This window comes from Flavobacterium sp. AK-345, from assembly GCF_058310175.1.
In genome coordinates, this window is the sequence record NZ_JBZEER010000020.1 from 8,763 (window position 1) to 21,475 (window position 12,713).

Sequence of the window (12,713 nt, forward strand, 5' to 3'; positions counted from 1 at the left end):
GCAAGTTTAGCTTGTTGTGCTTCAGCGTCTGCTTTCGCTTTTGCTTCTGCGGCCAATTTAGCTTGTTGAGCTTCTGCGTCTGCTTTCGCTTTTGCTTCAGCTGCAAGTTTAGCTTGTTGTGCTTCAGCGTCTGCTTTCGCTTTTGCTTCTGCGGCCAATTTAGCTTGTTGAGCTTCTGCAGCTTGTTGTACTTTTAATGCTTCAGCATCCGCTTTGGCTTTATCAGCAGCTAACTTAGCTTGACGTTCTTCTTCTTGTATTTGTAATTTTTTAGCTTCTTGTTCTGCTTTTAGTCTTTCAGTCGCTTCTGCATCGGCTTTTACTCTTGCATCTGCCAATAATTTCGCTTGTAAAGCTGCCATATCGGCTTTAGCTTTTGCATCAGCAGCCAATTTAGCTTGTTGGGCTTCAGCGTCAGCTTTTGCTTTATTTTCAGCAGCTAGTTTTGCTTCACGAGCTTCTGCTTCTTCTTTAGCTTTTGCCTCTTCAGCTAATTTTATTTTTAATGCTTCAGCATCCGCTTTTGCTTTTGCTTCGGCAGCTAATTTTGCTTGTTGTGCTTCGGCGTCTGCTTTCGCTTTTGCTTCAGAAGCTAATTTTGCCTGAGCTTCAGCATCTGCTTTGGCTTTTGCATCTGCAACAAGTTTTGCCTGAAGTGCTTCTGCATCAGCTTTCGCTTTTGCTTCTGCAGCCAATTTTGCCTGAGCTTCAGCATCTGCTTTCGCCTTTGCATCTGCAACAAGTTTTGCTTGAAGTGCCTCCGCATCAGCTTTCGCTTTTGCTTCTGCAGCTAATTTTGCCTGAGCTTCAGCATCTGCTTTGGCCTTTGCATCTGCAACAAGTTTCGCCTGAAGTGCTTCTGCATCTGCTTTAGCTTTTGCTTCTGCAGCTAATTTTGCCTGAGCTTCAGCATCTGCTTTTGCTTTTGCTTCTGCAGCTAATTTTATTTTTAATGCCTCAGCGTCGGCTTTCGCTTTTGCTTCAGAAGCAAGTCTTGCTTGTCTTGCCTCTTCATCAGCTTTCGCTTTTGCTTCTGTAGCGGCTTTTTCTTTTAATGCAGCTTCTTGTGCAGTTTTTTCTTTTGCAGCAGCGGCTAATTTAGCTTTGTTGGCTGCATCAATACTTACTTTAGTTTTTGCAGCAGCAGCTGCTTTTGCTTTTGCTTCAGCAGCTAACCTTGCCTGAAGTGCATCTGAATCTGCTTTTGCTTTGGCGTCAGCCGCTAGGATTGATTGTAAATCTGCCGCTTCAGCTTTCGCTTTGGCATCAGCTTTACGTTTAGCTTCTGCTGCATCTGCTTTTGCCTGAGCATCAGCAGCTAATTTTATTTTTAATGCTTCCGCATCTGCTTTTGCTTTTTCTGCAGCTAATTCTGCAGCTGTTTTTTGTGGCTCAGCAACTTTTTCAGTAACAGCTGGTGTTTCTGCAACAGCTGGCGTTTTAGCCACTCCTTCGGCATCAACTTTTCCTTTTGCAGCAGCTAATCGGGCTCTTTCTGCAATCTGGGCATCTACTCTGGCTTTATTTTCTGCAGCCAGTTTTGCTCTTTCTGCATCTTGTGCATCAGCTTTTGCTTTATTATCGGCAGCAATTCTTGCTCTCTCAGCGGCTTGTGCATCGGCCTTAGCTTTATTATCTGCCAGTAATCTGGCTCTTTGCTCTGCTTGTGCATCTGCTTTAGTTTTATTATCTGCAGCTAATTTTGCTCTTTGCTCTGCTTGTGCATCAGCTTTCGTTTTATTATCTGCGGCTAATCTTGCTCTTTCTACTGCCTGTGCATCAGCATTTGTTTTATTACTAGCAGTTAATCTGGCTCTTTCTGCAGCTTGTGCATCTGCCTTAGATTTATCTGCAGCCAATTGTGCAGCTGTTTTTTCTGTAGCTGTTGCTGGTTGGTTGGTTGCAGCTATTTGTGTTTTGGCTGTACCTTGTGCATCTGCTTTGGCTTTTGCATCGGCAGCTAATCTTGCTCTCTCTGCAGCTTGTGCATCGGCTTTCGTTTTTGCGTCTGCAGCTAGTCTTGCTCTCTCTGCAGCTTGGGCATCGGCTTTCGTTTTTGCATCAGCGGCTAATCTTACTCTTTCCGCAGCTTGTGCATCAGCTTTTGCTTTATTATCTGCAGCTAGTCTTGCTTTTTCTGCTGCTTGTGCATCAGCTTTCGCTTTAGTATCAGCTGCTAATCTTGCTCTTTCTGCAGCCTGTGCATCGGCTTTGGTTTTATTATCTGCAGCTAATCTCGCTTTTTCAGCAGCTTGTGCATCGGCTTTTGCTTTTGCATCGGCAGCTAATCTTATTTTTAATGCTTCAGCGTCTGCTTTAGCTTTGTTGTCGGCTTCTAGTTTTGCTTTTGCAGCGGCTTCGGCATCAGCCTTGGCTTTTTCTGCAGCTGCAAGTCTTATTTTTTGTGCATCGGCATCAGCTTGCGCTTTTGCATCGGCTGCTAGTTTTGCTTTTTCAGCTCCACTTGTTCTTGTAACCTGAGCTGTAGATGGATTTTTCTTAGCCAGTACCGGTTTAGATCTCGCTGGATCTATAAGAGCACCATCTTCATCATCTCCGTAATAGTAATTTCTGTTTTTAAATCTATATGCTATTGCAAATTCATGAGAACCACCTAAATTGGTGAAATTCCCCATTCCTCTTTCATAATTATATTCTATAGCAATACTTGGCGTAATATTAAATCCAAGTCCTGCTGAAACTCCGTACAAAGTATTATATCCTGCCTGTGCCCAAACTCCTTTTGGAATAGAAATCATGGCAAGTCCTGAAATAACTGCTTTATCTTGTTTAATTTCTGTTTTTACAATTCCTGAGAATTTACTTTGTTCGAAAAAACCATAGCTATCAATATATCCTGTATACATAGCATGTAATTCGATTGCTCTTTCGGGATCATCTTTTACAACTCCTGAACCAAAGTTGTAAAGAATTAAATTGTTTACAGATACTCCAAAATCAAGAAATGCTGTTCCGTAGTTGATACCAGGATTTACAGTAAGCATTGTATTTGATGGATAATCTCCATCTAAAGTTGTGTCATCTGAAATAATTTTGCCTTTGTTTAAACCGCTTTGGTAAGCACCAACATTTAAACCGAAAGTTAAATTACTGTCCTGATCTAAAACGATGTTATGCGCAAAGTTACCTACTCCGCCAAACACAGTCATCAAACCATAGTTTTGTTGAAATAAACCAAAAGCAAAGGCTTCATTTTCTCTAAAACGTCCTGAGTAACCAAATAAATAAGTGTTTGGAGCATCTTCAAACTGCACCCATTGCCTTTTATTATAAAAACTTAAATAAGCATTTTGTTCACGAACGAAACTAAATGCAGGGTTAATTAAATATCTATTAAACTTTAAAGAATTTCTAATTGGTAATGAAAACGAAACAACTCCATTCTCAGAGGTCTGGGAATAGAGTACATTTGAAAAACCGTAAAATAAAGTTATGAATAGTAAAATTTTCTTCATTATTTAATCACAGTTATTGATCCTTTTTTTTCACCTGCGTCGCCTTTAATGACATAGTAATAAACTGGATTGACATTTTTAAAATCTATTGCGGTCTGTGGCCAATCTCCTTGATAATCGACAACGTCCAAAACCATATCACCATTCGAACTTATAATCATTACTTTGGTGTTTGCATTTTTATATTCGCCAGGGATATCCCAATACGGTATATCTCCACTTAATTTTATAATATTAGGAACAACTGTTGCCGGTCCAGATTGACCTTTAATTCTAAAAGTAAATTCTTTTGTTGCAACACATCCTGAAACCTGAGAAATTACAACTCTGTAAAGACCTCTTACAGCTATCAGATACGTATCTGATGTTGCGCCATTAATAATATTACCGTTTAAATACCATTCGTATGTTGGTGCTGATGCATCAGTTGTTATAGAAACACTCAAGGTCTCCCCTTCTGCAAGTTCATAATTATCTTGAACATCTATACTTGCATCAAAACCGTTTGTACTAAGATTAATACTTCCGGTAGCTTTACAGCCACCAAAATCAACTTCAACAGTATAAATTCCTGATTCGTTTGTAGTATAACTACGGTTAGTTGCGCCTGCTATTACAGCACCATCTTTTTTCCAGACATAGCTATTTCCAGAAGTTGCTGTAAGAACAGTTCCTGTTCCGTTAGAACAAAAAGGATTCCCTAAACTCGAACTTATCGTAACCGCAGAACCGCCACTTGAAGAAGTAACGTTTACACGATTTGAACTAAAATTCACATCTGTACATTGCCCATAATCAATTTCGGCGTAATACTTTCCGGTAGAATTTACTACTAACGTACTAGAACTTTGTCCTGCAATTGCAACATCATCTTTATACCATTTATATTTAATTTTTGAATAATTAACGGGAGATGAATTTGGAACTGTAGGTGTTTCGTTACTAATAGAAAGTGTAAGGCTTCCACCTGAACATATCATAGCGGCATCACTTTTATTATTGATAAAAAATGAAGCTTCGAAATCTTTGTAATAAGCTGGAAAAGAAGTATTTCCTAAGGAATTTTTAAAACGCTGACTCACAACTCCAGTAGAACTTTTTACCCTTAAACTATAAGTATCAGATCCGACTAAACTTGTTGGGACTGCATATTTAATAGTTTGCTGCGTAGCAGAAAGATCAATAGTTTGAAGTAATGTTGTGGCAATTGGGGTAGTAAAATCACCTGTAGCATCTGACAGTTCAACCACAAAAGTTGTTCCTGCAGGAAAATCTATATAGCTAAAGGTGGCATTAAATTCATTAAAAGATCCCCCGGCACAAAGTTTCTCAAGACCATCAAAGGTTTGCGGCACAATTGTTTGTGCACTAACATTTGATTCGAAAGCAAAGAATGCGCCGAAGAAAATTAATAATTTAGTAAAAAATAGAGTAATTTTTCGAATCATATAGTGCGTTTTCTTGCTAAATCTATATCTTCAAAAAACAAAATATCAATGAATGTTTCAGAAAAATCATATTTGTAGTTCTCAATAATGTCTTTTGCAAGAACTGAATAAGAACCAGCAATTACTGAATTTTCGTCACATCCTGAAGTAGTTTGATTCTCTACATCAGCTGCCATAGCAAGGCTATCCTTGGGGATGGATAGCCCTACTATAAACTGATTAGAATTATCTAATTTGCTGATACGTTTATCAGCTATATCATTCTTTTGATTAAGTGTACACGGAGTCATCTTGCAATCAGAAACAACAGAAACTGTAGGTTTTTCTATTGTATTCTGTGCATACAGACATGACGTTACAGGCGAAATCAAAAATATTATACAAGTAAAATATCTTTTTATCGGGGCCATTATATTTTGATCTTTATTTGGGTCCGTTGAGACGAATACACATAAATTGTGTCTGGGGACTTTATTAATAAAATTTACGCTCTGAAATAAAAATCTAAATCTATCTATCTGTTTCCGCTAGATGCTGTAATTTTTCCTAATTGTAATCTGAAATCTGGTTTCTTAGGGTTATAGATATCAATGAATGTCTCTTTGTTGTCACTTTGAGATTTAACATTAAAGAAAACAGTATTACCATACCAGCTCTCTAAATCTTCGTTGTTAGAATTGTATTCAGTAAAGATGTTTCCTTTACAAAGGTTGAAATACATTTCTTCAAATTTGATTTTTTTAAGGTTGGCATCGTTAATCTCAGTTTTGCTATCTAGTAAAACAGCAGGATTAAATCCAGAGATTACACTTCTTTTCATCTCAAGAGAAGCATTTTCAGCAACATAAATTGCTTCTTTTACTAAACCAGCCTGAATATCAGCATTGATGTTTTCGCTATCATTAAGCATTGTAATGTTTGTTGCAGCAACAAGAGTTTGTTTTTTAGTAAAATCAGTTTCGCTTTTCTTTTCGTATGATTTTACTTCCATGCAACGAGAACCATCTTTATTACTTGATAAATAAGAAGATCTTACCGCTAATGAATTGTATAAACGACATTGAATACCTTGAGTAAATTTATAATCGTCGTTGATTGATTTGTATGATACTAATTTACTAGCATTTACATCACCACCGTAAAAAGCAAATGAGTCACCACCAGAGTAGCTTACCATAACGTTTTCAAGAATAGTTTTGTTTCCAACACCTGCAATAGTTAAACCATTGAAAGTATCCATACCTTTAACTTTTTTACCTGCAAACTCGATTCTAACATATCTTAAAATACCTGAGTTACCAGCTACATTGTCACCACCGTAAGTAGTAAGTGTAGGATCAAGATCTAGATTGTAAGAACCAACATTTCCAAATTTGTTAATTGGCGCATCACCAAGAATTACAAGTCCACCCCAGTCACCAGCTTTTTTCTGGCTGCGGTTTGATGTAAATACAATTGGATCTGTTTCTAAACCATCTGCAACAAGTTGCGCACCTTTTGTAACTACCAATGTTCCTTTTGTTTCGAAATCACCAATAATTAAAGTTCCCGGTTCAATTGTTAAAACGGCATTGTTAGTAACATAAACGTTTCCTTGCAAAACATAAATGTTTCTTTTTAGCAATTTAGTATTAACAGAAATGTTTCCTGCTAAAATTTGGTTTGCTTCACCATAGTCAACTTTGTTAGGCTTAAATTCAGTCCAGTTGTTCAACCAGTTGTTGTAGCCCATAATTCCTTTTTCTTGTTGAGCACTCATACTCGTAACTGTCAAAAGAACGCAGATAATTTGAGTAATTTTTTTCATGATAAAAGGGTATTAGGTTAATAATAAATTTGGGTATGCGTAATATGATAAAAACTCATCTCGATTTTCCTGAAAGCTATCAGAACACATCGAGAACGAGTTAATATTTTTTAACTTCTTTAAATGTTCGAGTTCATTTACGTAAACACTTCAAAGAAAGTTTTAAAAAATTTTATTTTTATTACATTTCGTTCAATTCATTGAACTCGTGTAATGATTTTAATGTGCTTTCGTAAAATAAAATAGCTGCAATTAAGTTTCCTTTATCAGAGTATGGCATCATTTTTCTTTGAAACTCTACAGTTACGTCTAAGAATGCTGATGTACCTACAGCCTGATTGTCTAAAACTTTTTTGTGCTCAGAATCGTCCGGAATACCTAAGTCTGCCATCGTCACACCTGGTTTTGTCACCAATGCAATGTAAGGGAGAGTCTTAACTAATACTTTAATTCGTTCAATGTACAACTCTAAAAGTTCTCCTTTTTGCATACCGCTCAATTCTTTTTGATCGTGGTATTTACGAATAAGAGCTGTTGTACTAATAATACTTCTGGGAGCGTTCTTAGCTTGAGCTGATGCTGCCGCAGTTGTCAAAATAAAAAATAAGCTTAAAAAAATAATTTTCCCTTTCATAAATTCTTATTAAAAATTGGTTGTTGATGAAAACAAAAATATATAAATTATGTTAAATCGCAACTTTAATGTTTTTTTTTTTCGAAAATTCACCTTAAAATAACCTTAAAAAAGGGTCGTAGGTCGAGAAAATATGCGTTTTGCCGAAGATTTTGTTAATTTTGTTAAAATTTTTTCCTGTAAGAAATAGTTTAAGTAAATTAACTCTTTACGCATTATTGTACTCAAAAAAGACATCTGATTTAAACATTTTTGCAAAAACTATTAACAAAAAAATCTTAATATCTATTCAAATCATCTCAGTATTGATAAAACTTAAGAAGAAATAAATCAACAATTCAGTTAAAAAACATTTCATAAATACAAAAATGAACCTACAGAATTAAACTTTTTACTGAAAATTTTTGCCTACATCATTTTCTTATATCTTTGCTTCATGCAATTTTCACAAATTTTAGGTCAGGATTACATCAAAAGTCACTTGATAAAAAGTGCAGCTTCCGGGCGAATTCCACATGCACAATTATTCATTGGGCCAGAAGGAAGTGGTACTTTATCAACAGCTATTGCCTATGCGCAATATATTTTATGCAATAACACAGGCGACGAAAATTCAAATGGAAACGATTCGTGCAATCTTAAATTCCAAAACCTTTCGCATCCTGATTTGCATTTTATTTATCCAACCGTAACTACAGAAGATGTAAAAACAAAACCTAAAAGTTTAGATTTCATTCAGGACTGGCGAAATTTCATTAACGAAATGCCCTACGGAGGTTTGTTTGACTGGTATAAAATTCTCGGCGTTCAAAACAAACAAGGAGAAATACGTGTCGAAGATGCTCAGGAAGTTTTAAAATCACTTGCGTTAAAATCATACGAAGGCGGTTATAAAATTATGATCATCTGGATGGCCGATAAAATGAATATCGCCGCATCAAATAAACTTTTGAAATTATTAGAAGAACCTTCAGATAAAACCATATTTATTCTGATTTCTGAAAACGAAGAAGATATTATTCAAACCATACGATCTCGTTGTCAGGTAATTCACTTTAACGGTTTACCCGAAAAAGTAATTGCAGAAGCCTTGGTTTCTCAAGAAAATATAGATTCCAACTTAGCCAAAAAAATTGCCCATCAGGCACAGGGAAATTTCAACAAAGCAGTTTCTTTACTAAAAGAAGATGATTCTGAATTTCCTTTTGAACAATGGTTTGTAAATTGGGTTCGCGCTGCCTTTAGAGCAAAAGGAAATGCCGCCGCCATTCAGGATTTAATTTCCTGGAGTGAAGAAATTGCCGGTTTGGGTCGTGAAAGCCAGAAAAAATTCATTCAGTTTTGTATCGAAATGTTTCGTCAGGCACTTTTACTTAATTATGAAGCGCCGTCTTTAGTCTATATAGAACCGAAAGTTGATAAATTCAAATTAGAAAATTTTGCACCATTTGTAAACGGAAACAACATTCATGACATTTTCAAAGAACTTTCAGATGCGATGTACCATATTGAAAGAAACGGAAATGCAAAAATAATTTTAACAGATTTATCTATAAAACTGACTCGTTTAATTCATAAAAAATAATTTTCAAATGAATAATGTTGCCTCTATTTTACTTTTGATTTTTTTGGCCTTAACATTTTTACAATCAGGCTACGAGAAAATTTTTTACTGGAAAGATAATGTTACCTGGCTAAAAGAACATTTTGCAAAAACCCCACTAAAAAACCAGGTGCCACTTGCCCTACTTCACCTTTTAATTTTAGAATTAATTTCCGGAATTTTATGTGTAGTTGGTGCTATACAATTAGTAACAAACAGTGGTCGTGAATTTGGTTTTTACGGTGCCGTTTTTTCCTGTATCTCATTGTTAATGATGCTTTTTGGACAACGATTGGCCAAAGATTACGATGGAGCAAGAACCATTGTTATTTATTTTGTTCCGGCCATTATGGCTGTTTATTGGCTGAATTAAAAAATATGCCACAGATTTCAAATTAAAATGATTAAAAATGTGATAATCTGAAATCTGTGGCAAAAAATAAATTGTTCGCTTTAGCGGATAGCAAAAAATAATTTTACATTAAAAAAATGAATCCAAAACACCCTTCAGAATCTCTAACTATTTTAACCGATTTAGTTTTACCGAGCGAAACTAATCCTTTAAACAACCTTTTTGGCGGCGAATTATTAGCCAGAATGGACCGCGCTGCAAGTATTGCGGCACGCAGACATTCACGCCGAATTGTAGTTACGGCATCTGTAAATCACGTTGCTTTTAATAGAGCTATTCCTCTTGGAGCCGTAGTGACAATAGAGGCAAAAGTTTCCAGATCTTTTAAAAGTTCTATGGAAGTTTTTATCGATGTTTGGGTAGAAGACCGTGAGTCGGGAAGCAGAACCAAAGCCAACGAAGCTATTTATACTTTTGTCGCGGTGGATGATAGCGGAAGACCTGTTGAAGTGCCGGCAATTATACCGGAAACTGAACTTGAAATACAACGTTTTGACGCCGCACTTCGTCGTAAACAACTAAGTTTACTGCTTGCCGGAAAAATAAAACCGTCAGAAGCTACAGAATTAAAGGCTTTATTTTTATAGGACAATTTTTGTGAAAATTTGATACAATTTGGAACAATGAAACTTCAAAAAAAGAAGTAATTTTACAAAATTACATGCCCATGAAAAATCTAAATCAGGAAGCTATTAAAATTCCGGTTTATTTTGAGAATGAAAGAATTATAAAAATATAGATGAAAGAAAAAGTAAAAGAAGTAAAAGAAAAAGAAAAGATGAGTTCAGAAAAAGAAGCCAAATTAAAAGCGCTCCAACTTACGCTTGACAAACTAGATAAGACTTACGGTAAAGGAACTGTGATGAAAATGGGAGATAAAGCCATTGTAGAAGTTGAAACAATTTCTTCAGGTTCTCTTGGTGTTGATTTAGCACTTGGAGTAAACGGTTACCCAAAAGGAAGAATTATCGAAATATACGGACCGGAATCTTCTGGTAAAACAACATTAACTTTACACGCAATTGCCGAAGCTCAAAAAGCCGGAGGAATTGCTGCTTTTATAGATGCAGAACACGCTTTTGATAGAAATTATGCCGAGAAATTAGGCGTAGATATCGAAAACCTGATCATCTCTCAACCAGATAACGGAGAACAAGCTTTAGAAATTGCCGAAAACTTAATTCGTTCAGGAGCAATTGATATTGTGGTTATTGACTCGGTTGCTGCGTTGACTCCAAAAAGTGAAATCGAAGGTGAAATGGGAGATTCAAAAATGGGTCTTCACGCACGTTTGATGTCTCAGGCTTTGAGAAAACTTACAGGAACTATCAGTAAAACAAATTGTACTGTTTTCTTCATCAACCAGTTGAGAGAGAAAATTGGTGTTATGTTTGGAAATCCTGAAACTACAACGGGTGGTAACGCCTTAAAATTCTATGCTTCAGTACGTTTAGATATTCGTCGTTCATCTCAAATTAAAGATGGTGAAAATGTTATCGGAAACAGAACTAAAGTAAAAGTGGTTAAAAACAAAGTAGCGCCACCTTTTAAAACTGCTGAATTCGACATTATGTACGGAGAAGGAGTTTCTAAAACAGGTGAAATTTTAGATTTGGCTGTGGAGTTTGACATTGTTAAAAAAGCAGGTTCATGGTTTAGCTACGGAGATACAAAATTAGGACAAGGTCGTGATGCTGTAAAAGCATTAATTAAAGATAATCCGGAATTAGCTGATGAATTAGAACTTAAAATAAAAGCTCACATCAAAGAATTGGCTAACGCATAAAATATTAAATATCTGCTAATTGCAGCGTTTATAATTCAAACCCGACAGTTTTAAAAAACTTGTCGGGTTTTTTTATTTCAAAAAAAACAAAAAACTGACGCAACCCTTTTAAAACAATTACATCTTATAAAGAGACTCAAGATTTTACACGGTATTTACTGCCATAAATACCTTAATCAAAAGTTTGTTTTTAGAATAAATTTGGTTGTTTATTGTTTATAAAGATCCGTTAGTTTTTTTTGGTGCTAACGGGTTTTTATTCTTTTTTAAGAAATATTTTACGTTTAAACGCAACCTTTTTCATTTTTTAGAATCTATTAATTGTGACGTTAACTTGAGTTTTAATCAAACTCTTTATTACCAACCCTTAAGATTTGTAACCATGAAAGAGAAACTAGAAGTGTTGTTGAATAAAAACCGTAGAAAAACCAAATTAAAAATTAAGAAAGTATTACGTTTTATTTCTGAGAAAATAATACATCGATAAATTTTGAATATAAAAGGGGTTTTAATTCAAAATAAAACCCGGCAAGCTTTACAGTTTGCCGGGTTTATTATTTTAAGTGCTCTGGTTACTTTTTCTTTTTAAATTCAAGTAATCCTTTATAAATCACTTGTCTCACCTGATCTCTTAGATCTTTCCTGTTTTCACCTGTTAAGCCTTTGGTTTCAATAAATGGCAAAACCTTTATTCTCATTTTTCCCGGACTTCCACTCAAAAAAGTATACGAGAATCGTTCTTTATTGTCTGCAAAAACAATAGGTACAATCGGAATTTGATGATCTATTGCCAAGCGAAAAGCGCCGTCTTTAAATTCATCCAACAAAATAGTTTCATCGTCAGGAACCCCGCCTTCAGGAAAAATACAAATACTAAGTCCTTGACTAAGTCTGTCTTGTGCCCTTTTAAAAACTTCATTTTTGCTTCTCGATGAATTTCTGTCAACCAGAATACAAGTTCTTTTATAGAAAAATCCAAATAACGGAATTTTTGAAAGCTCTTTTTTTCCAACAAATACAAACGGATTTCGAACTATAGCCAACATCAGCATAATATCTGTCATTGAAGTATGATTTGCGACGATCATGTAACTCTTTCCCTTCTCAAGTTTCTGCAAACGTTCGATCATATAATAAAAACCCATCCCGAAAAGGATAAATTTAGCCCAAATGCGGGCCATTTTAAAAAAATAGGGGTATCCGCTTTCCGAAATAATAGAAACTAGCAAAAACGGCAGCATAATCAATATCGGAATGGCCATTAAAATGTAAAACCAAATGCGCCACAAAACCCAAAAAATAATTTTAATTCCTTTCATGGTTTCAAATGTAAGAAATCAGAAGTAAATTTTACAAAAAGAATTTTTGGTGTTGATAAAACTGGAATGTTTTTTACCACAAAGAACACAAAGTTTTTTCACAGAGAAAAGAAGTAGGATTGAAACTTGATTGCAAGCAATAAGATTACAGAGATTTATACTTTGACCCTAACTTCGAAAAATACCTTTCATTTTCAATTTATTAGCAAATACTTCGTCACCTTGCGA

The 12,713-nt window shown here is 35.4% G+C and carries 10 protein-coding genes; 4 read left to right on the top strand and 6 right to left on the bottom strand.

Annotated elements, in window-relative coordinates; translation table 11 throughout:
* From AC4FQ3_RS22015 to AC4FQ3_RS22035, 5 genes are all read right to left on the bottom strand, one after another.
* On the bottom strand, nt 1-3,476 hold a 3,476-nt coding region (locus AC4FQ3_RS22015), incomplete at its 3' end, for a PorP/SprF family type IX secretion system membrane protein (RefSeq protein WP_491183295.1).
* Nucleotides 3,476-4,924 carry a gliding motility protein SprC gene (sprC, locus tag AC4FQ3_RS22020; RefSeq protein ID WP_491183296.1) on the bottom strand — a complete coding sequence of 483 codons (1,449 nt, stop codon included), beginning with the start codon at nt 4,922-4,924 and terminating at the stop codon, nt 3,476-3,478. The genes sprC and AC4FQ3_RS22015, both read right to left, overlap by 1 nt.
* Entirely contained in the window at nt 4,921-5,334 is a 414-nt protein-coding gene (locus AC4FQ3_RS22025) for a hypothetical protein (protein WP_042564937.1), read from the bottom strand. Before AC4FQ3_RS22025 ends, sprC begins: the two co-directional genes overlap by 4 nt.
* A 104-nt stretch (nt 5,335-5,438) precedes the next feature.
* Nucleotides 5,439-6,731, bottom strand: a complete 1,293-nt coding sequence (locus AC4FQ3_RS22030; protein WP_042564936.1) for a beta-helix domain-containing protein — start codon at nt 6,729-6,731, stop codon at nt 5,439-5,441.
* Between the two features lie 181 nt (nt 6,732-6,912).
* Nucleotides 6,913-7,365: a hypothetical protein gene (locus AC4FQ3_RS22035; protein WP_042564935.1), complete on the bottom strand. Its 453-nt coding sequence runs from the start codon at nt 7,363-7,365 to the stop codon at nt 6,913-6,915.
* 436 nt (nt 7,366-7,801) lie between these two features.
* On the opposite strand from AC4FQ3_RS22035, the gene AC4FQ3_RS22040 reads away from it, so the two are divergent.
* The 4 genes from AC4FQ3_RS22040 to recA all read left to right on the top strand — a co-directional run bounded on the left by AC4FQ3_RS22040 (nt 7,802) and on the right by recA (nt 11,166).
* Entirely contained in the window at nt 7,802-8,950 is a 1,149-nt protein-coding gene (locus AC4FQ3_RS22040) for a DNA polymerase III subunit (RefSeq protein ID WP_463459339.1), read from the top strand.
* Nucleotides 8,951-8,957: 7 nt separating this feature from the next.
* The gene (locus tag AC4FQ3_RS22045; protein ID WP_042564933.1) at nt 8,958-9,341 is read left to right on the top strand and encodes a DoxX family membrane protein; all 384 of its coding nucleotides are present in this window, start codon (nt 8,958-8,960) and stop codon (nt 9,339-9,341) included.
* Between the two features lie 116 nt (nt 9,342-9,457).
* On the top strand, nt 9,458-9,967 hold the full coding sequence (locus AC4FQ3_RS22050; RefSeq protein WP_042564932.1) for an acyl-CoA thioesterase: 510 nt from the start codon (nt 9,458-9,460) through the stop codon (nt 9,965-9,967).
* A gap of 191 nt (nt 9,968-10,158) precedes the next feature.
* Nucleotides 10,159-11,166 carry a recombinase RecA gene (gene recA / locus AC4FQ3_RS22055; protein WP_042564963.1) on the top strand — a complete coding sequence of 336 codons (1,008 nt, stop codon included), beginning with the start codon at nt 10,159-10,161 and terminating at the stop codon, nt 11,164-11,166.
* A 572-nt stretch (nt 11,167-11,738) separates the two neighbouring features.
* Here recA and AC4FQ3_RS22060 read toward each other — a convergent pair.
* A complete protein-coding gene (locus AC4FQ3_RS22060; protein ID WP_491183297.1) occupies nt 11,739-12,485 on the bottom strand; it encodes a lysophospholipid acyltransferase family protein in 747 nt (248 codons plus the stop codon).
* Nucleotides 12,486-12,713: the final 228 nt, after the last annotated feature.

What these genes read in the sequence shown, in the direction of transcription:
- sprC (WP_491183296.1), bottom strand. Translation starts at nt 4,924, where the DNA reads ATGATTCGAAAAATTACTCTATTTTTTACTAAATTATTAATTTTCTTC.
- AC4FQ3_RS22025 (WP_042564937.1), bottom strand. Translation starts at nt 5,334, where the DNA reads ATGGCCCCGATAAAAAGATATTTTACTTGTATAATATTTTTGATTTCG.
- AC4FQ3_RS22030 (WP_042564936.1), bottom strand. Translation starts at nt 6,731, where the DNA reads ATGAAAAAAATTACTCAAATTATCTGCGTTCTTTTGACAGTTACGAGT.
- AC4FQ3_RS22035 (WP_042564935.1), bottom strand. Translation starts at nt 7,365, where the DNA reads ATGAAAGGGAAAATTATTTTTTTAAGCTTATTTTTTATTTTGACAACT.
- AC4FQ3_RS22040 (WP_463459339.1), top strand. Translation starts at nt 7,802, where the DNA reads ATGCAATTTTCACAAATTTTAGGTCAGGATTACATCAAAAGTCACTTG.
- AC4FQ3_RS22045 (WP_042564933.1), top strand. Translation starts at nt 8,958, where the DNA reads ATGAATAATGTTGCCTCTATTTTACTTTTGATTTTTTTGGCCTTAACA.
- AC4FQ3_RS22050 (WP_042564932.1), top strand. Translation starts at nt 9,458, where the DNA reads ATGAATCCAAAACACCCTTCAGAATCTCTAACTATTTTAACCGATTTA.
- recA (WP_042564963.1), top strand. Translation starts at nt 10,159, where the DNA reads ATGAGTTCAGAAAAAGAAGCCAAATTAAAAGCGCTCCAACTTACGCTT.
- AC4FQ3_RS22060 (WP_491183297.1), bottom strand. Translation starts at nt 12,485, where the DNA reads ATGAAAGGAATTAAAATTATTTTTTGGGTTTTGTGGCGCATTTGGTTT.